Source organism: Enteractinococcus fodinae, from assembly GCF_031458395.1.
GTDB lineage: Bacteria > Actinomycetota > Actinomycetes > Actinomycetales > Micrococcaceae > Yaniella > Yaniella fodinae.
The window spans coordinates 981,543-1,007,643 of record NZ_JAVDYJ010000001.1 but is presented as its reverse complement, the minus strand read 5'-3'; the positions used below and the strand labels follow the sequence as shown (position 1 = coordinate 1,007,643).

Below are 26,101 nucleotides of genomic sequence, written 5' to 3'. Positions count from 1 at the left end.
CTTGACGGTGATGGACACTTACACTCCTGGCCCCGCACAACTGCTCCGTTCCGCTGGCGATGATGACACGGCTGCTTTCGCCGCGCTCTATGATGTCACCTCGCCGCAGGTATACGGCATGCTCACCTCGATGTTTCCCACCGAGCACGACGCGCTGCAGGCCACCACGGACGCCTACATCTCCTTGTGGCGACAAGCGCCGCACTTTACCTTCGATTTCAATGTCGACCACGCCGACGAAAAAGCACGGGACCGCACAGTGGTGGCGTGGATTAACTCGATCGCCCAGCAGACCGGGCGCTACCACCGTCCCGATGCCGAGGAAGTCGGTTCCGTCGAGCGTATGCAGGCCATCGCAGGACAGCTAACCGAGTTGGAGCCACTGACCGCTGCCCAGGCCGTGGCGTTAACCACCGTGTGGTTGGGCGGTCGGACCGTCGAAGAGGCTGCTGTAGACCTCAACGTGGCCTTGCCGACTTTGAAGTCACGTCTTCGGGATGCTGCGGTGCGGCTGACTCGTCACTATCTGTCCGAAATTCGGGCCAACGCTGACACCGATCCGCTGCTGACCACCCGGGTGACGGGATCGCTGTCGTCAACGGGCGGTCAAACGGCAGCATTTTCCGACGATGTGAGCACCGACCTTCAGGTCGGGCTGGGCAGTGAATTAGCCACGCTGAACGCACTACAAGCACTCAACGACGATGATGCCGTCGCGGTGGAGGCCTGGATTAACCGGCAGGATCGCGACATCGCGGCACAACTGCGCGCCCGGACTGCCCTGTTCCAGCGCATGCTGACCTGGGCGTATCGTCGGGTTTCGGCTCACCCACCGGCGCGGTTATTGGAATCAGTGTTAGATCAACTGCCCGAACAAAACGTGGGCATTGGGTTCATCGAGTCTGTTGATGACTACGAGGTCGAAGAGGACCCAGCGCAACAACGGCGGAGCCGCACGATGTTCATTATCATCGGTGCGGTGTTGGTCATCGCAGTGCTGGTTGCGGTGATTTTCCTGAATACCGGTAACCAGCGCATCCGTAGCGCGGTGGATAGTGCCGACGACGTGACCAGCGTGACCGCCGACCTTGATGGCTCCACGGTGGCCGGGCACTATTCGACTGAAGAAGATGCCGCCTACCTGTCGTTCAATGAGGTCCCCGAGCTTGCCGAGGACGAACGCTATCAGGTGTGGTTATTTGAAGAACCGGGCGGTCATGTCGTGTCTGTAGGACTTTTTACTGCCGAGCAAATGGAAAACGACGAGGTACGGTTCCGCGGGGTGAACTCTTATGAACTGTTGTGGATCACGGTTGAGCCCGAGACTGGCTCAGATACCCCTTCAAGCGCTGCGCTGGTCGAAATGCCACTCACCGACGGTTAGAACCCGGCAAACGTGGTTTCGTCATTGACGGCCACCACGTGAAAACGCTCGGCGGCACGATCGACCTCGGGATGATTTGCGGCCAGGGCGGCTCGCACCCGATCGTCCATGACCTTCGGATCAGGGTGCTGGGAAACGTGCCGATGCAGTGCACTGAGCTTGCGCTCCACGTGATCGGTTACGTCCACGGCCAGGTTCGCCAGTTCTGTGGGAGCTCCCATCATCCATAATTGACCGATGTGAAATGCCGGCAGCTCAAGTTCCGGGTAGGCAAAGGGATTTTCCACCGCCGGATAGATCGCACGCGCGGTCGCTTCTCCGACGGCTAGATGGTCGGGGTGGGACGCCTGGATTCGTTCCCAGTTCCGCTGCGGGTGTTGGCTGATGACCACCTCGGGTTGCACCTGGCGCATGACCCCAACCAGCTGACTGATCAGCCGGTGCGTGGGCTCGACGTAACCATCCGAATGGTCCAGGAAGCACACCTGATCCACCCCGAGCTCGCGTGCGGCGTCGCGTTGTTCTTGCTGCCGACGTGCCACCATCTGTTCACGGGTCTGATCCAGTTCAAACCCGCCGGCATCGCCGGAGGTCACCAGGCAAAAGGTGACCTCTACCCCGGCATCGGTCAGTGCGGCGATGGTTGCCCCGGCACCGAAGTCAATGTCGTCGGGGTGGGCGGCAATGGCCAGCGCACGCCGGATATTGGAAGTCGAGACGAGATCAGCTGCGAAAACAGGTTTGGTAAGCACGGCTACCAGTGTAGCCCTAGTTCGTGCCGCCCAACGTGACCGTTTCGGTGAACTCTTCGCCGTCACGCTCGACGGTTAACTCGACCTCCGCACCGGCCGGGTATTCTCGAACCGTCGCCGATAATGAGCCCGGATCATTGATCGTTTTGTCGTCAATACCCACGATCACATCATCAGAACGAATCTCGGTGTCGTCGACCGGGCCGCCTTCGAGAACTTCAACAACCTGAGCGCCAGACGAGACGTACTGGTCCCCCGCTGGAACGATGGTCACGCCAAGCATGCCGTGCGACGCTTCCCCATGTTCGATGAGTTCTTCAGCGACCCGCTGGGCATAATCCACAGGGATAGCAAAGCCGAGTCCAACGTTGCCCTCCGTACGGGTGGCAATGGCCACGTTAATGCCGATGAGTCGTCCGGCATGATCCACCAGTGCCCCACCCGAGTTACCCGGGTTAATGGCCGCATCGGACTGGATCACGTTGAGGTGAATCTGGCCCTGCGCGGTTGGCGGGTCTGACTGGTCCGGTAGACGGAATTCAAATGGGTTTTCCTGTTCGGGGGTATCGGGCTCTTCTGGGACCGCCGAGGACGCGACCGAAATTGTCCGGTCTAAGGTGGAGATAATGCCTTCGGTGACCGTTCCGGCTAGGCCTAGCGGAGCGCCGATGGCTACCGCCTGGTCGCCCACGTTGAGATCATCTACGCTGCCCATATCAATGGGGGTGAGGCCTTCTGCCTCAATGCGAATGACCGCAAGATCAGACATTGGGTCCAAACCGACGACTTCGGCTTCGTATACTTCCCCGTCAGAGGTCTGTACCAACACGCTGGCTGCTGCGGTCTGTCCGCCGAGCGTCACCACGTGAGTATTGGTCAGGATGTGGCCTTGGTCGTCCAGAATGACACCTGAACCGGATCCCAGTGCCTGGTCCCCTCCCACGGATAAGGTCACCACTGAGGGGCCAGCGACTGAGGCGGCTTCGGTGGTCGGTGTGACGTCATCTGTGCGGTTGAGTTGTGGAGTCTGTTGTGGTGCACCCTCAACGGTTGATGTCCCTAGGGAGTTGACGGCCAAGCCCCCGACGGCGCCGCCCAATAGAGCCGCGACCGCCACCGCTGCAATCAGCGCGGGCCAACCGAAACGCTTCGACTTGCGCTCGTTCGGTTGCGATGCCGGTGGTGGCGGAGGTGGGTTATAGGAGCCGTTCTCGGGCTGGTCAGTTCGACGCTCTGGGTCGTGTGGCCATGTTTGGGGCATTCGCCGTCCTTTCCTGTCAGCTCTATTTTGATATATTTTTCTGGATGTCGACGTCATGAAGCCCGAACACTTCCTGGTCGTCCCCTGCGAGGTCGGTCCAAGTTTTCCAGGATCGCGGCAGAACCGCTCCGAGCGGCTTCCTCTATAGATTACCGACCGACACCACAGTGCGCTCGGGTCCAGCTCCTCCGAAATCGTGCTCTAGCAGTGAAGTGTCGAAAACCTCGTAGTGATGCAGCACGCACAGCGAAGCGGAAAAGAAAAGCGAACGCGAGAAAATGGCTACCGACGAACGTCGACCGGTATTCCTTAGTAGCGCACAATGGGAAGGTAGAAAGTAGACGGAACGCAAAAGGCCCCCGAGAATCTCGGGGGCCTTTCACGTTATTCAGTTGCGGGGGCAGGATTTGAACCTGCGGCCTTCGGGTTATGAGCCCGACGAGCTACCGAACTGCTCCACCCCGCGGCGTCTTTCTCTACTGTACACACCGCGGAAATGGAATGCAAATCGGAGGACTAGTTCATCGGAACCGCATCAGGCCTAGTCACCCTGCCCTTCGGTGTCGTTGTTAGCAGCGTCACCTTCGTCGGCGTCGGTGTCAGCAGCATCTGGGTCCTCGCCCTCTTCGAGTGCAAGGGCGCGTTCCAGAGCTTCTTGCAGGTCGGCTTGAGCCTGACCGTACGCTGCCCAGTCGCCGTCAGCCATGGCGCTCTCCGAGCGAGACATCGCATCGCGGGCGTCATTGAGTGCCTCGTCGAGTTGATCGGCCGGTGAAGTAGCCATTGGCGGTTCAGCCTGATCATCAGCCTCTGGCGACGCGTCAGTTTCACCTTCTGGTACGTCTTCGACTTGCTGCTCTTCAGGTGTTTCTGCGCCCGAGTCACCTTCGAAGACCTGGTCCAGGGCCTCGGCGAGAGTATCGGCGAATCCGACTTCGTCACCAAAGGCCACCAGGACCTTCTGCAGTACCGGGTAAGAAGTTTCCCCGGTAGAGCGGACATAGACCGGTTGCACGTAGAGAATACCGTTGGCTACCGGCAAGGTCAGCATGTTGCCGTTGATCACATCGGAGGCACCCTGGCGTAACAGGTTCAGCTCTTGCGACACGACATCATTGGAGTTGAAGTTGTTCTGCGCCTGTCCGGGCCCTGGAGTGGACGTCTGACGTGGCAGCTCCAGCATCTGCATGTGCCCGTAAGTATCGGCCTTTACGCCATCCTCACCGGTACCCGCGTCACCATTAGCACCCAGGAAGCCATACAGCACGTTTCGCTGTGTGGCCCCTTCACGGGCTTGTGGAATAAACGGCGTGGTCAGCTGGAATGCGGGTTCATCTTGCCCCGGCATCTGCATGGTCATGTAGTACGGCGGGATTTGCACACCGGCTTCGCCGCCCGCGGTTGGATCGTCTGGGACGGACCAGGCGTCGTTGGCTTCGTAGAAGTCACCTGGATCGTCAACGTGGTACCGAGCCAGGACTTCACGCTGCACTTTGAACATGTCCTGTGGGTAGCGGACGTGATCGAGCAGTTCAGCGGACATTTCTGAATACGGCTGAACCGTACCCTCATAGACATTCATCCAGGCTTGCAGCAGTGGATCTTCGGGCTCCCAAGCGTACAGATCGACACTACCGTCGTAGGCATCCACGGTGGCTTTGACCGAGTTGCGGATGTAGTTGATCTGCCCGGTGAGCACGAGGTTCGGATCAACGTTGAGCGCGTCGACGGTCGCAGATTCTAGCTGTGATTGGTCGGAGTATGGGAAGGCGTCCGAGGTGGTGTAGCCATCCACGATCCACTTCACGCGGCCATCCACGATGGCGGGATAGGTGTTGGTATCAACGGTCAGGTACGGCGCGACTTTCTCCACGCGTTCTACGGGATCGCGGTCGAAGAGGATCTGCGACTGTGAGTTCACGTCCTGCGACAAGAACAGATCGGTGGAACCGAACTTGATCGCATAGGCCAATCGGTTGAACATGTTGCCCACTGAGGGTCCACCGTCACCGCTGAAGGTGTAGGTGGTGTCCTGTTCTGCCCCGGTCTCCTGTGGACGGTCACGTTCGCGGTCCGGTTCGCCTTCTTCTTTCCCAACCACCGAGTACTCAGGTGAGTTGCCACCGAAATAGATACGCGGCTCGTAATCGTCTTCCGAGGCAAGCGGACCCGAAGTCGGGATGCCGTTGAGCAAGAAGGCCGGACGACCGCCGCCCCCTACCTCTGAGGCGTCAGCTGCGACGAGTCCGTAACCGTGGGTGTAGATAACGTGCTGGTTGACCCAGGAGTCATCAGCCGGCGGGTTAATGTCACGCGCCGCCAGGATCGTGTCACGCACTTCGCCGTCGATTTCATAGCGGTCGACGTGCAGCGTGCTCGGGAAGGTGTAGTACGGACGGAATTGTTCCAACTGCCCGAAGGTTTCGCTCAGCAGGTTCGGGTCCATCAAACGGACGTTGGCGGTAGTTGCCGCTTCACCCTCCAAGGCACCGGCTTCGGTTTCGGTTTCGCCGGCATATGGGGTGTACTCGACGTCGGCTACGTCATAGCCTTCTCGAGTGTATTCAATGTTGCGCTCCAGGTAAGGCGCTTCCATGGTCTGCTCAGTCGGCGATACCTGGTACTGCTGAATGAGGAACGGGTAGATCGAACCGGCGATCAGTGCCGCCACCAAGAACCCTGCCACACCGATAATGGACAACCGCCAGCTGCCGTTGATCATCGTAGCGATGAAGAGCCCGATAACTAACAGCGCTGCGATCGCCAAGATCGTCGAGGTAGGAATGACAGCGTTGACATCGGTGTACATTGCACCGGCCCAGTTGCCCGACTGGTCTTGCAGAGTCTGGTAACGGTTGAGCCAGTAGCGTGCGGCTTGGAGCAGCATGTACAGCGAAGCGAAGACCAGAATATGGATCCGCGCTGCGCGTTCAACGGTGATTCCCGCGCCATCTTCTATGCGAATACCACCGTAGAGGTAATGCACAATGATGCCAGCGATCCCGGCCACCAAAACGATCGACGTCAGGAACGACACGACCGTAGACAACAGCGGCAGCGTGGCCATGAAGAAGGTCAGATCTAGTCCGAATTCAGGGTCGCCTGTGCCGTAGGGAACTTGGTTCATGAAGAGCAGTACGTCTTCCCATGCGTTCATTGCTGCGGTTCCAGCAAAGAACCCGATGAGAATCGGGGCGCCGATAAATACCAACCGACGGATTGGCTCAAGCTGTTTTTGGTACTGTTCGACGTTCTGGCGAAGCTGTCCGGCGAGATTTTTCGGCCGGTACTTATACGCTAAATGCAGGGCCAGCCACGTCACGACGGCCATGAGCACACCGGCTATAACAAACAGTATTGCCTTTGTGACATTCTCAATCCAGAACACCTGCTGGTAGCCCAGTTGGTTGAACCACAGCACCTCGGTGTACACCATGGTGAACAGCACAAACAGAGCTACTAGTACACCGAGAATGATCAGTGTTAGCAGTAAAGCACCGGGACGACGCGAACCTGCGCCTTCCCCACCTGCCCTGTCGTCGCTTCCTGAGCCTCCGTTGCCTGACGAAAATCCGTATCCACGGGTCGATGACCCGCCGGAATCGCCAGAGCCACCGGAGGGATCATCGGGGCGACCAAAAATGCCGCCGAATCCTTGTCCGAAACTCACGGTAGTTCCCTATCTGCGGGCAATGCCCGACTCGTTTGTTTTCAAATTAGTAAAATTCTAGCCAACTGCCAGCTCACGAACAGGTTGCGTAATTTCTTTCACCTGTTGGCGCATCCAGAATTTCCAATGCCGTGTCTAGTGTATCCACACTGTAAACGGTGATGTTAGCTGGAACATAAGTTATTTCTTGGCAGTTGCGTTCCGGTGCCAAGAAAATGGTGGCCCCTTCAGAAGCCGCTGCGATGACCTTCTGCTGGATCCCCCCGATCGGCCCGACGGTGCCGTCCGGATCAATCGTCCCGGTCCCGGCGATATGTTCACCCTCGGTCACCGACTCCTGGGTCATCCGGTCAATCAGAGCCAAGCTAAAGATCAAACCGGCAGAGGGTCCACCAACGTCTTGCAGATGAATATCTACATCCAGGGGGAACTCAAACTCGGAATCCAGGTAGACCCCGATCTGATACGTTCCGTCCTCACCTTGCGTCACGGGGATCGTAAAGGTCTGTTCGTCGTCATCACGACGAACCCGCAACTCAACCGGTTGGCCCTGGGCTTCCTGGATCGTATTGACTAATTGGGCGTGGCCGGTTATTTCGGTCCCGTTGACACTGAGAATTTCATCATCGGGCTCGAGGATGCCGGCAGCAGGCGACTCTTCTGTGAAATCCAGCGCAAATAAGCGCTGCTGATAGTCGATATCTAGGTGTTCGAGCGCGGCTGCGACCGCCCAGGATTGCGAATCGGCCATCGCTTCAGCGTTTTGACTGCGAACTTCATCACCGGTGGTGTCAGGCGGGTAGATCAGCTGCGCAGGGGTTATGGCAGGATACGGCTGTACCGCATGATAAAGGACCTCCAGCATCAGTGATGAAGAGGTTGGCGGACCTGACACCGAGATCGTCGTTAGATCAAGTCTGCCCTCGGTCGGGTAGGTTGGGGCACCGTCGATTTCAACCATGTCGTGTGCTTCCCCGTCGAATTCGACTTGTTCCAACGTGTCGAATGTCGGCCCCGGAGATTGAATGGTGTACGGGGTAGGGATGAACAGCGTGATGAAAACCAAGACCGCCAGATAGACACCTGCGCGCTTGGCCCGTGGCCGAAGTTTAGTTTGAACGTCCATATACCGCTTTCGTTCCCGATTCCCGATTGAGGATCCCTAGCCTATCTAGGGTAAATTGAGACCAGCATTCTGACTTTCCGCTTCGGTAAAGGACCATTTTGGACTGGCTCGTCAAACTCAGCATGAAGAATCGTGCGTTCATCGCATTAGTCACCATCGTCATCATGGTACTGGGGCTCATCTCGCTTAACATGCTACGGCGAGAACTCATCCCGCCGGTTGAGTTACCCGCGGTTGCAATCACAGCGACCAACCCTGGTGCGTCATCGGAACAGATGGCAGAACAAGTAGCTGAGCCCATCGAACGCCAGTTGTCCACCGTCGATAACGCCGTATCCACGACGTCGACCTCGAACTCTAACTTCTCCTTGATCACTCTGGAGTTAGAGTACGGGTCAGACGTTTTCCGCGCGGCTTCGCAAACTGATGTCTTGTTAAATTCACTCGACGAGGAATTGCCCGACGGCACGAACACCACCACTTTAACCGGTGGCACTTCGAATATTCCGGCAATGGCCGTGTCGATCTCGTCGCAACTTGATCCTGCTGAACTCAGCGAACGATTCGATCAAGCAGCCCGATCCGACCTGGAAAATATCTCTGGTGTTTCCCAAGTTCAGTTATTCGGCGCCGAGGAAGAGATCGTGCGAATCAATCCCGACGATGATGCGCTCACCGAGCAAGGTATCGACCGCACCGATCTCATTGACGCGCTCGAAGACGCTGGAGCAGTGGTCCCCGGGGGCAGCGTCAGTGACAACAATGAATCCTTAGATATCGCCATCGGCAAGGAATTCAACGAAGTCGACGATATGGGATCCATTTTGGTGGCCGTCGAAGAAGGCCCACCGGTGCCTTTATCGGAGATCGCTGAGGTCGAACAAACACAAGCTGAGACCCAAACCGTTTCTCGGACAAATGGTGACGATGCCATTTCGCTGATGATTTTGCCTTCCAATGATGCTAACTTCATCGAACTATCCGAAGAGGCCAAAGCCATCATGGATGAGGCTGCGGTGCAAATGGCCGACGGCACCGAATTCACGATCGTTTTTGATCAGGCCGATTTCATTGAAGACGCGATCGCCGGCCTAGCCAATGAGGGTCTGTGGGGGCTCGCGCTGGCTGTGTTAGTTATCTTCGTGTTCCTCTTAGCCGTGCGTCCCACCATCATTACCGGTATCACTATTCCGCTATCGGTGCTGTTTGCTTTTGTCGGCATGTTGGCCACTGGCACGACCGTCAACATGATGTCGCTTGCGGGGCTGATGATCACCATTGGGCGCATGGTCGACGACTCGATTGTTGTGATCGAAAATATCATGCGACATCTCCGGCAGGCGCCCGAAGGTGAGTCCAAACTCAAAACGATCACCCGCGCCACCGGAGAAGTCTCATCGGCGGTCATTTCTTCAACGGTCGTCACTGTCTTGGTTTTCGTGCCTATTTTGCTGGTCGAAGGCGTCGCCGGAGAGCTATTCCGACCTTTTGCGTTGACCGTCGTGTTGGCTATGGTGGGCTCAACGCTGGTAGCACTCACGATCGTGCCCGTATTGGCGTACTGGTTTATGCGCAATAAGCGCATTCGTGGAGACCAGGCCCGCGTGATGGAAAATACTGACCTTCGAGTCACCACCAACCGGTTGGCTCGCATCTACCGTCCGATCATTACCTGGGCGATTCGGTCCCGGGCGACGCGCTGGACCACCGCAATCGCTGCGCTGGCAGTATTTGTCGGTTCAATCGCGCTGGTGCCGGCGCTGAAGGTGAATCTGCTGGGCGACACGGGGATGAATATGCAGGTGGTTACGTATAACGCACCGCAAGGTTCCTCGCTGCAACGTACGTCTGAACTTGCCCGCGATCTGGAAACTGTTCTGGCGGACGTCGAAGCGGTCGAAACAGTCCAAGTCGATATCGGTGGTGGCCAGACCATGATGAGTCCCGGCGATGACGAGGCGACATTTACGCTGATTACCGAGGCTAGCGCTGACCAGCCGGAAGTCGAAGCGAACCTACAACAAACGTTGGAAGACTTCTTCGCAGAAAATCCCGATCACGGTGAATTCCAGATGGAAACCGGGGACGCCATGATGGGCTCTGACACTGTCGATGTCCGTCTTGATGCGCTCAACGAGGATGACCTCGGTGAGGCATCGGAGACCCTAGTGAACGCTTTTGAAGAACTCGACGAGACGGCCCAGGTCGAGTCGGACTTTACGGCAGAACAGCCCTCGATCGAGATCATCCCGCGAGAAGACGAGGTCGCCCAGTACGGGATGACCGTTGCCGATGCGATGGGTCTGATTGTTTCTCACACCGCCGAGTTCCCGGTATCTGAAGTAACCATCAACGACCGCGACCTGGAGGTCTATATCGAATCTTCAGCCGCCGTGGAGACTGTCGAAGACCTCGAAAACTTAGACCTATTCGGTATTCCACTGACCGACCTCGCCGAAGTCAACCGCGTGAACATCCCACCGACGGTGAGCACGATGAATGCTATCCGCACCGTGACCATCTCGGTGACTCCCGCCTCGACTGATGATGTCGGGGCAACCACCGCCGCACTGTCCGAAGCGATCGATAACGCCGATCTTCCAGATGGAGTGCAGTCCGAACTTGCCGGTGTGGCAGAGGAGATCGATACGACCTTCGAGCAGCTTGCGCTGGCGATGATCGCCGCGGTGCTACTGATCTATGTCGTGTTGGTGTGGTTGCTGAAATCCTTGGTCCAACCGCTGGTGATGTTGGTAGCCATACCGTTTGCAGCAACCGGCATGATTGTAGCCTTGCTGATTACCGGTACACCGCTCGGTGCGACCACCTTGGTCGGGATGCTCATGCTGATTGGGATCGTGGTGACCAACTCGATTGTCTTAATGGACTTGATCAACCAGTATCGTCGTCGAGATGCCACGCTGGAGGACGCGATTCTTGCCGGTGCGCAGAACCGTGTCCGACCTATCATTATGACGGCAGCCGCAACCATCGGCGCGTTGATTCCACCGGCGCTTGGGTTGGCGAGCCAGTCGAGCTTCGTTTCGGCCCCGATGGCGGTGGCAGTTATCGGCGGTCTGGTGGCCTCGACACTGATCACATTGGTCATTGTGCCGGTGCTATACCGTATGACGGAGGGCACCGCAGAGACTGTGAGTCGGCACCAAGCCAGGAAGGAAGCAGCGGCGCAAGACGTTCACTCTGCGCCAAGCGAGTAAGGTCTATTTTTTCAACCCGACGCTACAGTAACGTGGAGAGATATGAGCAACCAAGGCCCAACAAACGGTGACGACCACGACCCAATGTCCGAAATGTTTCGGCGCATGTTTGGTGGCAACGCCCCCGATCCAGAAGAAATCCAACGCGCCATGAACCAATTCGGTGGTGGGATGCCATTTGATCCCTCCATGATGGATCCACAAATGATCCAGAACATGATGCAGCAGTTCCAATTCATGATGCACTCTTCTGACGAAGAAGGCCCCGTCAAATGGGATTTGGCCAAGCAGACAGCTCGCCAAACAGTTGCCGGTCAAGACCCCTCCGTGGGTTCCTTTGCAGCCAAGGAAATAAGCGATGCTCTTCGCCTTGCTGACTCCTGGCTAGATCAGGCCACCACCCTTGAGCCAGCCAATGTGCCGGTCGTGTCGTGGTCGCGGGCAGAGTGGGTTGAATCCACGATGGACAACTGGCGTGAGATGACCGAACCAGTCGTATTGTCCCTGTCCGAGGCCCTCACCCGAGCAGTCACCGAACAACTTCCAGGTCAATTGCCCGAAGAGCTGCAAGGGGCCATGGGCAATATGGAACCGATGATGAAAAATCTCGGCGGCTCTATGTTCGGACTGCAGCTGGGACATGCCATCGGTGAACTGGCTCAGGAAGTCTTGTCCGGCACCGATACCGGTTTCCCGGTAGCAGGACAGCGGATGGCGATGCTGCCGGTCAATATCGAAGAATTCGGTGACGGACTCGATATTGAGCCCGATCAAGTTCGGATTTATCTCGCGCTGCGTGAGGCTGCCCGGATGCGTCTGTACGCGAATTCACCGTGGTTGGCGCGTGACCTGACCGCTATGGTGCAGCAGTATGCTGCCGGCATCAGCATCGATGTGTCGGCTATTGAAGACGCCGTCCAGACTCTGGACCCTATGGACCCAGAATCCATGAATCAAATGTTCTCTGGATCCATGTTCATTCCCGAACCAGAAGGTGCCCAAAAAGCTGCCATTGAGCAACTCGAAACACTCCTGGCCTTGGTAGAAGGCTGGGTCGACGTGGTGGTCACCGAAGCCGCTAAACCGTTAGAATCAGCCGATGCGATGCGGGAGATGATCAACCGGCGCCGTGCCTCCGGCGGACCCGCCGAGCACGCGTTTGGCTCCTTAGTCGGATTGGACTTACGCCCCCGTCGGCTCAACGATGCCGCTGAGTTGTGGAGCACGATCGAAGAATCGGAAGGTCGGGAATACCGGGACGCGATCTGGGAGTCGCAACTTCGACTGCCCACCCAGGAAGATCTCGATGATCCCCAAGGGTATATGAAACGTCGCGAAAGCGCCGCCGAGCAATCCGCAAGCCTTGATGAGGACTTGAAGAAGCTGCTCGAGGGCGGTTACGAAGACAACTAATCGTAGGCGTTTGGAAACGGGGTGCCTTGCTCGCGTCGCTGTGCAAAGGTGACCCCTTCCAAAAACGCGTCCGCTTCGGCCATTCGCGGGTACCGTCTCGTGAACGTCTGAAAGTCCTCCCCATGACCGGCATATTTCAGATGTGCCAGCTCATGGACGAGCACTCCATCGATCACCCACTGGGGCATCCCACGCAGCATGGTCGAAATGCGGATCGATTTTGTGGTGGCCGTACATGATCCCCACAATGTGGTTTGCCGCTCCGACCAAGTCACCGAGTTGGGATGCACTTCACTATTGAGCCATACCCTAGCTAGATGGACGGCACGGGCAAACAATTCTGGGTTGGATTGGAATCGCTGACTTGCGCGTTGTCTCGCTTTGATCTTGGCGATGAGCCCCCGCGCTGAGGTGACAATGTCGGCGTCTCGCATGGTGCTGGGCACCGACAATTGAATCATGCCATCCCGCACGGATGCCGAGACGGTCTTGCGACGGCGGGCCGAGGCAATGAGACGGATGGGTTCTCCATCGATTTCGACTACCGAGGCAATACGTCCCCCGGACAGTTGCTCAATATTATCGCGTACCAGAGTTGAAATAGTGTTCATGCCCTTCATGCTGCACCATTGGATAATGCCCCGTGGCGTGACGACCTCACCATGTGGATAACACTACGGAAGTACTACCACTGTGGAAAACGTACGGCACGACGCGTCGCGGTCGATCATCATGGTAACACCTTGAATCCAGCGAGGAGTTGTCATGCAAATCAATCCGGGCCTGTCGTTTACCCAGCTGTCGGTCACCCATTTCCAAATCGGTTCGGGATATCGCGCACTTGAGCTGACCGGCGTGACTCACCCAGTCCGAACCTTCCTACACCGGCTGCGCGAAGGCATCGCCGATGGTGAGGAATACATCGTGGCAAAGGACTGCCAAGTCTCAGAAGTGGACTGCCACCTGCTATTGACCAAACTGGCACCCGTGCTGGTGTCTACACTTAACCAGGACCATTTTGTCATTAGCGCAGATCCGGATCATCGCGGTAGTTTGGCACGCCTACGGTGTGTGACTCCGGTCTTCAAAGCAGGGAAGTTCCATGGGCTGGCGCCCCATGACCGCCAGGAATTCCAAACCCAGCGGCACAGAGCCGCCATTCAGATTTTTGGTTTGGGACGCACCGGAGTTGCGCTAACGAAGATTCTGCAGGATTCGGGGCTGGGTCATCTCAACGTATGGGATGCGACCCGGGTTACGAGCGCAGACATTGGGACAGGACTCAGGGAATCCGATATCGGGCAGATTCGCGCGCTTGCGACCGCGGCGGCTCTGAACCCAAAATACCGGCGTCCCAGCGTGCACCCAACCGGATGGTTTCGCCAACCCGAACTGGCCGGGTTGGCCACGGTGCACATTACCTTAGGCGGTTTCAACGCCGAAACTATCCTCGCTGCCAAAAACCAACGTCACCCGTATCTCCCGGTGGTGGTGCGAGATGATGAGATCGATATCGGCCCGTGGGTCGTGCAGCAGGGTCATACATGTCCGCTTTGTCTGATCTCCCCGAGTACCGTATCCAACACTCCCCTGCTGCAACGAATGACCGCGCTCAGGGAACATTCGGGCGGTATTGAAACCATCGCTGGTGCCCATCTTGTAGCAGGTCTGATTGCCACCGATGTATTGACGATGGTGGATTCTCAACAGCTACGGCATCAAGTCCCCATCACAAAACACGGTGTGGTCCCCGGCATGACACTCAATACCTTCACGCGTGTGCATCTAGCCAATGGGTGGGTTCAGACGTTTGAGGTCGATCCTCGGCCCGGGTGCTGTGTTGCCTTACCAGAACTGAGGATTGCCAGTACTTCTGCGCCGTAGCGTTCCAGTTTTTTGGGCCCGATACCCGGCAGCTGGCGCAACTGTTGCAAATCAGTCGGCATTTTTTCGGCGATCGCAACCAAGGTGGCATCGGTAAAGACGACGAATGCTGGTACTTTATCCGCCGTAGAGATGTCCTTCCGCCAACTCACCAGACTATCGAAGACGGCTTGATCATAGGTAGGCGGGCAGTCTTGGCAGCGCCCGATTTTGCGCTCTGCACCACTCGAGAGCACTGCCCCACAGGTGCGGCATTTGGAGACTTTGGCACGACGGGTTTTGGCGGTGCGTTCGGTGGAGCTAGACGCTGACCGAGTGGTGGATGGGCGAATCGCTTGCAGGAACCGTGACGGGCGGCGACTGGCACGACCTCCCGCTGACCGGGCCAAGGACCACGACAGGAATAAGCGGGTTTTGGCTCGAGTGATGCCCACGTACAAGAGTCGACGCTCTTCGTCCACATTCTTGTCTTCGGTAGCGAAACTGATGGGCATCAACCCTTCGGTCAGCCCAACGAGGAAGACCGTGTCCCATTCGAGGCCTTTAGCAGAGTGGATCGATGCCAGCGTGACCCCGTCCATCACCGGGGCGTGCTGATGTGATGCACGCTCGTCGAGTTCGGCGACCACCACATCCATGGTGACCTGGTCCCCGCGAGCTGTTACAAGGTCTTCAGCCAAGTTCACGATCGCATTCAAGGACTCCCAGCGCTCTCTGACCGCACCGGACTGCTGAGGCGCTATCGGGGTATAACCTAGCGAGGCCAAGACGTCTTTGACACGTGTGACAACCTCGGATCCAGCTACCCCGTCGGCGGATTTGGCCGCAGCACGTAACTGCAAGATGCCATCGCGTACTTCGCGGCGGTTGAAGAAGCGTTCGGCACCGCGGACCTGGTAGGAAATGCCGGCATCCGACAGTACTTGTTCAAAAGCAGCAGACTGAGCATTGGTCCGGAACAGCACCGCCATGTCTGAGCCTTTATGCCCCTCGGCTACCAGTTGCTGGATCTGTTGGGCTACCCACTCTGCTTCGGCCTGGTCGTGGGTACATTCGGCAAAGACCGGGGCCGGGCCGGGATCGCGTTGTGAGAGCAATTCAAGAGGTTGGGGCCAGCGTGGTAACGAGGGTCGATCGGCCCTGGTGCGTTCCTGCAGCAGCCGGTTGGCTAACTCGACGATTTGTGGGGTCGAACGATAATCCCGGATCAGATTGATCTGAGTGGCATTCGGGAAGTCCTGGGTGAAGTCCAACAGAAAGTCTGCGGTGGCCCCGGTGAACGAGTAAATCGTCTGGGAGGTGTCGCCAACAACGCACAGGTCATCGCGATCACCCAGCCAGCCTTTGAGCAATCGATATTGCAACGGCGACACGTCCTGGAATTCATCGACCAAAAAAATCCGGTACTGCTTGCGAATAGTGGCCGCAATGCGTGGTTCGGATTCTAAGATACCCACCATGATCAACAGGACGTCTTCAAAGTCGATTAGCGCGCGGTCAGATTTGAGGTCCTCATATGCCTGGAACAGGCGGGTCACAGCGATCAGGTCCCACCCGGAAGGCATGGACCGGTGCCCGGCACGCTGTTGATACGTCTGGGGCGTGAGCATATTGAATTTTGCCCACTCGATCTCGCCGGCCAGGTCACGGATAGTGGCTTTATCGGTAGTCATACGCAACCGTTGTGCGGCTTCCATGATGAGGTTGGTTTTGTGGTCCACCAAGCGGGGCATGTCACCGCCGACGGCTTGCTGCCAGAAATACTGCAGTTGACTCAACGCTGCGGCGTGGAAAGTTCTTGCTTGAACCCCGTGGGCCCCGAGGTCGCGTAACCGAGAACGCATTTCGGCTGCAGCGCGAGCAGTAAAGGTGACCGCCAGGACGTTATAGGGGTTGTACACCCCGGTAGCCACACCGTAAGCGATGCGGTGGGTAATGGCCCGGGTTTTCCCGGTACCGGCACCGGCTAAAATGCGGACGGGCCCGGTCAACGCAGTTGCAGCTTGGCGTTGCTCAGCGTCTAAACCGGCGAGGATATCTTCTGGTGTTTGCAAGGCTAGTTCTCTAGGGTTCGAGGTTGCGGCAATGGTCCACCGTACCAGTGGCGGAGCAAGTGGTGAGCTATCGATGAGGCTCCGGGGATAAACATGCGGCCGTTTTCCACTTCTTCACGCAGTCGTTCGCGGGTAAACCATTGAACCTGAGCCATCTCTTCAAGATCCGCTGCCGCGTCGTCTGGTCGCGACGTGTGCCCGATAAAGCCCAACATCAACGACTGCGGAAAGGGCCAGGGCTGGGAGCCCATGTATTTGACGCCGTCAACGATAATGCGCGACTCCTCATAGACCTCACGTTTAACGGCGGCCTCCAGCGATTCGCCGGGCTCTACAAACCCAGCCAGTGTGGAGTAGCGCTTATCACCCCAGGCCCGGTTGTTCCCTAACAGCGCGCGGTCGTAGGAGTCGGTGATCAGCATGATCACGGCTGGGTCAGTGCGAGGAAAATGTTGCGTGCCGTCCTCGGGGCAGACTTGGACCCAGCCAGAGGTTTTCAGTTGGGTTTTGGTCCCACACCGCGGACAGTAGCGATTCGCCTTGTGCCAGTTTGCGATCGCAATGGCAGAGACAAAAATCCCGACGTCACGGTCATTGAGTCCCGCAGCTATATCGGAGACCCCGAGCCAGTCAATGTAGTCGGCATGCTCAACGTCGACGCCGCCCACCTGAGGGGCCATCAGTTCAGGGGTCGGGTCCGAAGAGTCGGCTGTGAGCAAGATGATTTCGACGTGTTCCGCGGCGGGTTCGACAAACTGACTGTGTTTGGCACGATGGTGAGCTGACCGGCCCAGGTATACGGCTTCGTCAGGAAGGTCTCCAGTAGCAGCGGCCAAGACAATCTGACCGGCGTAGATGGGGGCCGTCCGACCGTGGAGCCACAGCACCCGGGTGTTGGGCCGGTCCCACAACGTGGTCAACCAGGTTTCGTCGTCACGAAGTTCAGTACCACGATCCACATCGTCGCGGGCAAGGGGCAAACGTCCAAGATCGGGCAACATATCCATGGACTCCAGCTTAGTCTTGTCGGGAAGTTTTTCGACTCACCACCGGGGTTAGGTCACAACCTGTTGGCAACCCGCGTAAGGTAGACATGATGAAACGTACCGTTATGGAACTTGCAGCACTGGCCTCAGCAGCCATGCCCGGGCTCGATATCGTTGAAGCCGCGGCATTCCCAGATGACCCGCGCGCATTCGACTCTGCAATCGTGACCGATGCCGACAATAATCACTGGCGCGTGCGTTCTCCGAGAAACTCTCAAGCGGCCTTCCGCTTGGAGACTGAAATCCAGGTCCTATCCGGTTTCACGCCGGCCATCCGGGCACATCTACCATTCCGAGTGCCATCAGTTGCCGGTGCCGTACAGCTCGATTCGTTGCGTACCTTTATTTATCACCAGATGCCGGGCAAGCCGGTGGACCTAGATACGCTCACCCGGGCTGAAGACCAGACCATTGATGACATCGGCCGGATTATTGCCGCGATCCATAAGCTACCCAGCGCTGTGGTCGAAACTGCAGACCTACCGGCATATGGAGCTGAGCAGTCACGAGCCCGGTTACTATCGGAGCTGGATCAGATGGCGCTCACGGGCAAGGTGCCGTCAGCCTTGCTTCGCCGGTGGGAAAACGCCTTTGAGGAACGTCCGATGTGGACCTTTACCCCGCGCGTTGTCCACGGCGATTTCGATGAAGCGTCATTACTGATTGATCGCAATCGCGCGGTTGGGGTTACAGCGTGGACCGATTTACATATCGGCGACCCGGCGCGGGATTTCATGTGGCTGGCTTCCACCGAGTCTCTTGAGTTCCGTGAAGCAGTACTGTCTGCCTATCATCGGCATATGGCGGTTCCGTCGGATCACGTTGATCTGCACATCATGCGCAGGGCTGCCCTGGCTGCTGAGTTTTCTCTTGCGAAATATTTGATGTCGGGCATTCACGCATCCGATGACGAGGTTATTACTGAAGCGGAATCCATGTTGTCCGAGCTGGCAGCAGACATTGACCGGACCGGTGGTCAAGATATCGGCCAGCAGTTCTGGGAGCCCTCAGCGGAGGTAGCAGCCGAAGATGACGTGGTGATAGCCTCCGACGAAGAACATGTGCCCCAGACCGTTGCAGCCCGCGAAGTTGCCACTCCTACTGATACCACTGCGACAGCCCAGCCCTCAGCATCCGAAGACTCCCCTGAAGCACCAGCGGCGAATCCTGTTGACACCCAAGATGTGACTCCTTCTCCTGCTACGCGTGACAAGCAGGAGGCAGCAGAGCCTGCGCTTCCAAACGCTGCCGATGCTGCCGCATCTGAAAAGTCGTCAGATTCAACCGGTGAGGGGCCTGAAACCCAGGAACATCAGGCTCAACTGATCGTCCACAAATTGACCGAGGACGATGAAGTGGTACCTCAAGAGGTGGCTGAGGACGAAGATACTCAGCCCATCTCCTGGAAAGTGGTCCGTCAGAACTTGGAACGGGACTAGCTCTCAGACAGAGCGCTAGCCAGGATCGATTCAAGTTCTTCTGCGGTGGCGAAATCTTGGGGAGTTTTTTCGACCCCGTGGGCCAGATAGACGAATTTTCCGGTGATATTTTCTAGCGGAATACCGTGCAGTCTGGACCACGCCAGGCGATAAATTGCTAACTGGAGACTGCGCCGTGGCATTTCGGCATCCGTTGGTACACGCCCGGTTTTCCAGTCGACCAGCTCCCAGGTTGCTTCTGGATCGAACTCAATTGTACGGTCTCCCCCACTGCGAAATACCGCGTCGATTCGTCCGCGCAGCGTCAAACCAGCCACCGAGGTCTCGACCGCGGCTTCGATCATGACGGGGGTTTTCTCTGACCAATGCGAGGCCTCGAACTTCTCGCGTAGTTCGGCCAGTCCGGTGGCTTGGTCCCATTCGGCATCCACCAGCATCTCAGTCTCTTCAATATCGAAGGTCGGAGTCAGCCCCGGACGATTCTGAGTGTAGTAATGCTCAATCCATTCATGGACCAGGGTCCCCTCGCGTGCTGCAGCGGTCGGACGTTGCGGCATGGGGCGACGGATTTGCCGAGCCACACCTTCGGGATCGCTGGCCAGCTCAACGAAGCGGCTGGTCGAGATATGTTCGGGCATCGGGACATCATGTGTCAGCGGCACATTGGCTCGGTCCAACACCCAATGAATGCGTTGGGATAGATCCTCATCCAGACTGATCTCAGTCTCTGTGGCGTGTCGGACCCTATTGGCTGCCCGCTGCAGTACTGCACGGCGCGGGTGGCTGCGCCGTACTTCGACAGCGTGCTCATCGGGCTCCGGCAGTCTGCCGTCCTCACGAGCTTCGACCTGATAGTGGACGGGGCCATCCAGTGGATCATATGGCCACTGGGCGACGACGGCTTTGGCGCGTCTCGGATTTTCCTCGGGAAATTCTTCAGCCCAGTGCGCCTTGTAATCCAACCCGTGATCATTCTGGTACTGGACCATTTCTTCCAGAAAAACCGACATGCTATCGGGACGTTTAGTAATCCCTTGCCAGTGGGCGCCGGATACCCATAACAAGTCTTTGGCACGGGTAAATGCTACATAAGCTAACCGTCGGGCCTCGTCGAGTTCATGCAGCTGTACCTGCTGTTTCAGTGTCAGAACTTCCCTACCCTGGGTCTCCATGATCGTCTCGGCCATCTTCTCAGACCAACCGTCTACCCCCGACAGCCCAGCCCATTCGCGAACGTCAGTGGCCAGTTCATATTCCCACTTGGGCAAGGTTTCAGCGTCACCGCGCAGCGGCCAGGGCAGATCTCCTCGACTCTTGGCAGTCCATAAATCTACGCTGGTACCAGGAAAGTACCGTTCATTGAGGCCCGGCACAAACACTGCGTCCCATTCTAGGCCTTTCGAGGCGTGCATCGTCATGATCTGCACGGCTCCGGGTTTTGGTTGTTCGGGAGGCATATCGAGGCCGTCTTCTTCATCTGCGGCTGTTTCGAGCCACGTCAGAAACGTTACGAGATCTAAGGTTCGCGTGTGATCCGCGGAGGCCTGGAAAGCTTCGGCAATTCTCAGGAACTCATCGAGGTAGCGGCGCGAAGCGACGGCTTCGTTGCCGGGACGCACACCAACCTCGATACCTAAGCCGGTGAGTTTTTCAATGTGTCGAATCAGCGTGGGAATGGGCAGATGGATCTGGCGCATGAGATCGCGCAACCTGGCCCCGATGGTATGCAGACGCTCGAGCCCGGCTTCGCTAAATCGTTGACCTCGCGGACTCGTCCAGTTATCTTTCGGAAGCCGCAAAACGGCGCTGACCAATGACGGATGGTCAATGTCTTCTTTCGGCGAGGTCTCAGCATTCAGCGGGTTATACCGATCCTGGTATTCCAACGTGCGGGCATAGGCATTGAGCACCCAGAGATCCTCGGGTCCGATGCGCCAGCGGGCATTCGATAACAACCGGATCAGCGGTTCGGATGACTGCGGTTCGGCGAGGACTTTGAGGATCGAAACAATTTCAATAATTTCGGGGATGCTTAACAGTCCCGCCAGCCCCACGACCTCGTAGGATATACTGCGGGCCTCGAGCGCTTCGATCAGTGGGGTGAACTGTTTTTTGGTTCGGCACAAGATCGCAGCGGTGTACTCCCCCTCTGCGATGGCCAGGTCTTGGATCCGTTGGGCCAACTGCGCTGCTTCGTCGTCGGCGGAGGCAAACCAGTTGAGTTCTACTGTCCCGGCTTGGGCACCCTGGCGGGGTTGCAGCTCTGGGATCAGATGACCGGCCTGTGCTTGTTCTCGCAGGGGCTGAGCGACATGATTTGCCACATCGAGAATCTGACTGCTGTTGCGCCAGGCGGTCGTGAGCTCAAGTTGCTCGGCACCGAACTCTTCGACGAAGGAAAACAACTGCCCGGCAGAGGCCCCGCGGAATCCATAGATCGACTGATTCGGGTCACCCACAGCGGTCACAGAGTGGGGTTCCTGGGTACCTCCGGCACGGCCATATAAGGCAGAAAACAGTTGTAATTGGGCGTGAGAGGTGTCTTGAAACTCGTCGAGCAACACGATCTTGTACTTTTCGAGTTCCACTGCTCGAACTTCAGGCAGCTGTGTTGCGATCAGTGCCGCGTATCGGACGAGGTCACCGTAATCCATGACGTTATTGGCGTGTTTGAGTTCTAGATAGCTGGTGACCATGTCCGCGATTTTGCTGCGGAGTTTCAGCCCGGCAAACAACGATTTGGTGTTGGCGGTCATGGATTTGCTTACCGGCAGGCCCTGTCCAAAGGTGAACATTTCGGCCAGTGCCGCATTGACCCGATCGGGTTCAACTAGGTGTTCAGCGCAGTCGCCGGCAAGTTTCTTGATGGCTTTGATGGTCGATGACAATGGCCGGTCGCGCACGTCATCGGCGATGCTGGTCAGCAAATCTTCCGATTGCACATCGGATAGGTCGATGTCGGAGTCATGGTCGCGGGCCACTTCGGTGATCAGTTGGTAGGACTCTGCTTCTCCGATGAGTCGGGCATCTGGCTCCACACCGATCCGCAGCCCGTGGTCTGCCACCAGCGAGTTGGCATAGGAGTGGTAGGTGGTCACAGTGGCTTGGCCGACCTCTGCGGTATCCAGTCCAAGGTCTAGGTCCGTATGAGAAGCCAGACGGTCGATAGCGCTGTTGATCCGGGTTTCCAATTCCCCGGCGGCCTTGCGGGTGAACGTCACCCCCAAGACCTCTTCTGGCCGGACGTACCCATTGGCAATCAGCCAGATCACCCGGTCGGTCATGGTGTGGGTTTTGCCCGACCCTGCCCCGGCGACAACTAATAGTGGGCTCGGTCCGGCCTCAATGATGGCGGTTTGTTCATCAGTCGGGTACAGCCGTTTGCTGGCAGGTTTGTGGTCCTCCAACAGGTCGGTCAGCTGGCGGGCGGTGTAGCGCGGTGGGTGACCCCAGGTTAGATCAGCCATTCGGTGACTTGTTGTCCTTCCTTGCACAGCGGGCACAGCGTTTTGAGGCTGCAGTCGTTTTCTTGGTGCACAGCATAAAAGTAGGGGCCTTGGACCCAGCGTGCAGCGTCGGCGATGTCTTGTTCAGCCCAGGTGTGACCCGGCTCCAGCGGCGCCTGGGGTTGGATTTGGACATTGGTCCGGTTTTTACCCAGTTGCACCAGGGCTGCTCCGGCCGGATCGGTGCGGTCGACAAGCTCTGTCAGTGCGCCTGCTTTGACCATGGCCTGATAGACCCCCAGTTGCGGCAGGCGGGTTATATCTGCTGCGCTGATTTCGGTAGCCCCGGTCTTCAGATCGACGATGTACGGCCGTCCGGATTGATCGACCTCGACCCGGTCGATGACCCCATTGAGTCTGACCTTGACTTCGTCAAACTCGAGATCAGCCGTGACTTGTTGTTCGACGGCGACGAGTCGGCGGGGCCCAAATTCTTCGGCAGTAGCTCCTCGACCGGTTTTGTAGCCGGACCGCATGCCAGAGACATATTGATAAAAGAATTCTAGGGCGCGTTCTGCTTTGGCATACAACGCATCGTATTCCCAACCCGGTTCGATGCCCGCTTCGGCGGCCAGCACGGGGAATTTTTCCTTTAGTTCAGTGAACATCGAGTCCACATCGGCATCCCGGTACTTTTCGGCGATCGCGTGGATGAACGTGCCGGTGGCAGCGGCTGGTCCTGCTGCGGAAGTCGAGACCTGATAGATAAACCACTGCAGCGGCGAATGGACCGCGGTTTCCACCGTCGACGGGGACAACTGAATGCGATTGGGTATGCCCTGCTCGTCGAGCCCATGAATGGGGCGCGTGGTTGATAATTCGTTGAGACCCCACCAATTTGCCGGATCGGCGGTAGCGATACCGCCCTCGGCAAGCACCGCGAGCGCACGAGCTGCCTGATCAGCCTGATTTTGCACCGTCTGGACATCGGCAACACCAGCTTCCAATTGGCGCTCGGCGTCTTCGAGGGTGCGGCGCAAGTGAATGACCAACCCATCTACCGTGAGCGGAGTCGCAACCGGAGTGTAGGGGCGTACCGGTTGCTCGTCGGTGGGAGTCCACGGGGCGAGCCGTTCAATGAACATGGATGGTTGGTGATCGGCATCGGCGACCGCAGTAGCGATCAATCGGCATGAGGCCCGAGAGATCGCAGCCGCAAAGGTTCTGAGCTCATCGTGGCGCACCTGGGCGATCCGCTCGTTGATGGGCTGCTGTCCTGCGGTGCCAGTGACCTCTTCGACTAATTCCTGGGTGTGTAGCAGTTGGCCGCGCAACCGGGTGTTAGGCCATACTCCTTCTTGGACGCCCACCACGAAGACGGTGTTCCAGTCACGTCCGGCCGCAGTGGTCGGGGTAAGTACAGAGACTCCGGTTTGACCGCCGCGGTTGGACAAGGAGTCCATGGGCAGGTCTTGTTCTGCCAGGTATTCAGTAAAACCGAGTGCGGTTTGGCCTGGGAACTGGACCGCATAGCGTTCGGCTGCCTCGAACAGGGCGACAGCGGCGTCGAGGTCGCGGTTTGCTCGGATAGCGGCGTCTTTATCGTTCGATAGGGCTTGTTCTTCCCAGACTTTCCCAACCTGTGGCAGGGCGGTCTCCCATCCGGCCCACAGCACCATCTCGGCCGAAGCTTTCTCATTGACCGTGGCTTGCACCATGGCTGCTAGCATTCGTCCGATGCGCACCGCCCCCGCGGTATAGCGTGGTAGGGGTCGATCTGGGTCGAGCCCCAGGATGCTCGCGGCGTCTTCTGGATTCGCGACCAGGTGATCGAGCAGTTCAGCGGAATCGCGGGTACCGTGCGCGTCCCGTTCGGCGGCCAGCAGCCGACGTCGCAGGTTGCGTAACTCTAGGGGCGTGGATGCGCCATAGCGCCCGGTGATCAACCAGTGCAGATCTGCGGGGTCTAATCCCGTGGCGGTTTCGGCTCTACCGTGCGCAACCGCGTCGGCTGCCGCGGTCAACACCAGCAACGGGGCGGCCGCAGGCTGTTGGTTTAACATGACTTCGCTGGTGGAACGCACCACCGGGATGGCTTCGGTTTCAAGAGCGGTCACGACTTCGGAGATTTTGGCCGCGGTGCGAGCTAACACCGCGATGTCTTCAAAGGCCACTCCCTGACGGTGGTGCAGTTCCAGGATTTGCTGGACGATAAACAGGTACTCTTGGACAGGTGAGGCCAGGCGATGGACGGCCAGCGCGTCGTCGTGGTCGGCTGCGCTGAGGTTGGTCCGGGCATCGGGCAGCCCGGACACGGCCGGGATGCGGCTGACGGTGCGCTGATAGGCCTCATGCAAGCGGTCTGCCAGCCGGTAGCCGGTTTCAAGCGTGATGGTGGGCGCGTTGGGGGCCAGGACTTGGGGCCAGTGGACGAGTTCTTGCGGTCGGGCGCCGCGGAATCCTTGGACGGTCGTATCCGGGTTGACGGTGATGACAATGTCACGATCGGTGCCGATGAGTTTGATCAGCCGGTGAATAGCGGGTGTGGCATCCTGGAAATCGTCAATGATGATGTGTCGGACGCGTTGTCTTTCGGCTGCGGCGAAGACCGGGTTAGCTTCCCACAGCTTCGCGGCGGCGGTGATGAGTCCCGAAGGGTCATATGCGGCGGCACCCGACAGATCCAGTACGTCGCGATAATCTTGCAGAATGGTGGCCGCTGCGACCCATTCGGCACGGCCTTTCGTTCTGCCCAGCGCGGCGAGTTCACCGGGATCGATGCCGTATTCGGCGCTGCGGTCGATAAGTTCGCGTAACTCATGACGTAACCCGCGCAGCCCGACAGCTTCGATGAGGTTTTCCGGCCATTCAATGGTCAGCTGCGGGTCGGTTTGATAGCCCTCAATGAGCTCAGCAATCAGCCGGTCCTGTTCAGCGCCGGCTAACAGTCTTGGGGTGACGCCTTCGTCTTCTCGCATCCGGTGGATGAGATCGAAAGCATAGGAGGCGAACGACCGAACTGGGGTCTCGGCTCGAGAGTCGACGGATTCATAGTTCAGGCGCGCGGTGAGGTAGTCCCGAAGCTGTGCCGCACCGGTTCGTGTATTCGTCAGCAGCAGCACCTGGTTCGTGGGCACTCCCGCAGTAATTTTGGCGACCGCGTATTCGACTGCTGTGGTGGTTTTCCCGGTTCCCGGACCGCCCAGCACCAGCATTGGGCCGTGTCCGGCCGGCTGGTCGACAATCTCTTGCTGTTGAGCGTCAAGAACCGGGGCAGGACGATACAGGTTTTTGGGCCGAAGCAGTTGCGGAGTGGAAACCATAGCTTCTATTGAACCATCTTTCGCCTGCGCACTAACAATGTATCCACAACTCCGGTGGTCATCCACATGTTATTCAATTCCGGTC

General features: G+C 57.8%; 14 protein-coding genes and 1 tRNA gene. 5 read left to right on the top strand and 10 right to left on the bottom strand.

The features are described from left to right. The first annotated feature begins 10 nt into the window (after nt 1-10). Nucleotides 11-1,384, top strand: coding sequence for an anti-sigma factor domain-containing protein (locus tag J2S62_RS04790; RefSeq protein ID WP_310172012.1), 1,374 nt, complete (start codon nt 11-13; stop codon nt 1,382-1,384). Here J2S62_RS04790 and J2S62_RS04785 read toward each other — a convergent pair. From J2S62_RS04785 to J2S62_RS04765, 5 genes are all read right to left on the bottom strand, one after another. Beyond that, on the bottom strand, nt 1,381-2,136 hold the full coding sequence (locus tag J2S62_RS04785) for a PIG-L deacetylase family protein (RefSeq protein ID WP_310172010.1): 756 nt from the start codon (nt 2,134-2,136) through the stop codon (nt 1,381-1,383). The genes J2S62_RS04790 and J2S62_RS04785 overlap by 4 nt on opposite strands. Nucleotides 2,137-2,152: 16 nt before the next feature. After that, entirely contained in the window at nt 2,153-3,397 is a 1,245-nt protein-coding gene (locus tag J2S62_RS04780) for a S1C family serine protease (protein WP_310172008.1), read from the bottom strand. A gap of 392 nt (nt 3,398-3,789) precedes the next feature. After that, nucleotides 3,790-3,863 (bottom strand) — tRNA-Met (locus J2S62_RS04775). 75 nt (nt 3,864-3,938) lie between these two features. After that, on the bottom strand, nt 3,939-7,067 hold the full coding sequence (locus J2S62_RS04770) for a UPF0182 family membrane protein (RefSeq protein WP_310172005.1): 3,129 nt from the start codon (nt 7,065-7,067) through the stop codon (nt 3,939-3,941). A gap of 73 nt (nt 7,068-7,140) precedes the next feature. Continuing rightward, entirely contained in the window at nt 7,141-8,193 is a 1,053-nt protein-coding gene (locus J2S62_RS04765) for a YlbL family protein (RefSeq protein ID WP_310172002.1), read from the bottom strand. A gap of 122 nt (nt 8,194-8,315) precedes the next feature. Here J2S62_RS04765 and J2S62_RS04760 point away from each other — a divergent pair, with 122 nt between their 5' ends. Both J2S62_RS04760 and J2S62_RS04755 read left to right on the top strand, forming a co-directional pair. Beyond that, complete coding sequence (locus J2S62_RS04760; RefSeq protein ID WP_310172000.1) at nt 8,316-11,411, top strand: efflux RND transporter permease subunit; 3,096 nt, start codon at nt 8,316-8,318, stop codon at nt 11,409-11,411. Nucleotides 11,412-11,453: 42 nt separating this feature from the next. Then, the gene (locus J2S62_RS04755) at nt 11,454-12,824 is read left to right on the top strand and encodes a zinc-dependent metalloprotease (protein WP_310171998.1); all 1,371 of its coding nucleotides are present in this window, start codon (nt 11,454-11,456) and stop codon (nt 12,822-12,824) included. Here the strand turns inward: J2S62_RS04755 and J2S62_RS04750 are convergent. Beyond that, nucleotides 12,821-13,435, bottom strand: a complete 615-nt coding sequence (locus J2S62_RS04750) for a M48 metallopeptidase family protein (RefSeq protein ID WP_310171996.1) — start codon at nt 13,433-13,435, stop codon at nt 12,821-12,823. The genes J2S62_RS04755 and J2S62_RS04750 overlap by 4 nt on opposite strands. A 154-nt stretch (nt 13,436-13,589) precedes the next feature. Between J2S62_RS04750 and J2S62_RS04745 the strand changes: the two genes are divergently transcribed. Further along, nucleotides 13,590-14,708, top strand: a complete 1,119-nt coding sequence (locus J2S62_RS04745) for a ubiquitin-activating E1 family protein (protein WP_310171993.1) — start codon at nt 13,590-13,592, stop codon at nt 14,706-14,708. Here the strand turns inward: J2S62_RS04745 and J2S62_RS04740 are convergent. Both J2S62_RS04740 and nudC read right to left on the bottom strand, forming a co-directional pair. Further along, nucleotides 14,627-16,762, bottom strand: coding sequence for an ATP-dependent DNA helicase UvrD2 (locus tag J2S62_RS04740; RefSeq protein WP_310171991.1), 2,136 nt, complete (start codon nt 16,760-16,762; stop codon nt 14,627-14,629). The genes J2S62_RS04745 and J2S62_RS04740 overlap by 82 nt on opposite strands. A 2-nt stretch (nt 16,763-16,764) precedes the next feature. After that, complete coding sequence (gene nudC, locus J2S62_RS04735; RefSeq protein WP_310171989.1) at nt 16,765-17,769, bottom strand: NAD(+) diphosphatase; 1,005 nt, start codon at nt 17,767-17,769, stop codon at nt 16,765-16,767. An 86-nt stretch (nt 17,770-17,855) separates the two neighbouring features. On the opposite strand from nudC, the gene J2S62_RS04730 reads away from it, so the two are divergent. Beyond that, nucleotides 17,856-19,247, top strand: coding sequence for a phosphotransferase (locus J2S62_RS04730; protein ID WP_310171987.1), 1,392 nt, complete (start codon nt 17,856-17,858; stop codon nt 19,245-19,247). Here the strand turns inward: J2S62_RS04730 and J2S62_RS04725 are convergent. Both J2S62_RS04725 and J2S62_RS04720 read right to left on the bottom strand, forming a co-directional pair. Further along, on the bottom strand, nt 19,244-22,714 hold the full coding sequence (locus J2S62_RS04725) for an ATP-dependent helicase (RefSeq protein WP_310171983.1): 3,471 nt from the start codon (nt 22,712-22,714) through the stop codon (nt 19,244-19,246). The genes J2S62_RS04730 and J2S62_RS04725 overlap by 4 nt on opposite strands. Continuing rightward, entirely contained in the window at nt 22,702-26,016 is a 3,315-nt protein-coding gene (locus J2S62_RS04720) for an ATP-dependent DNA helicase (RefSeq protein WP_310171981.1), read from the bottom strand. Before J2S62_RS04720 ends, J2S62_RS04725 begins: the two co-directional genes overlap by 13 nt. Nucleotides 26,017-26,101 lie beyond the last annotated feature (85 nt).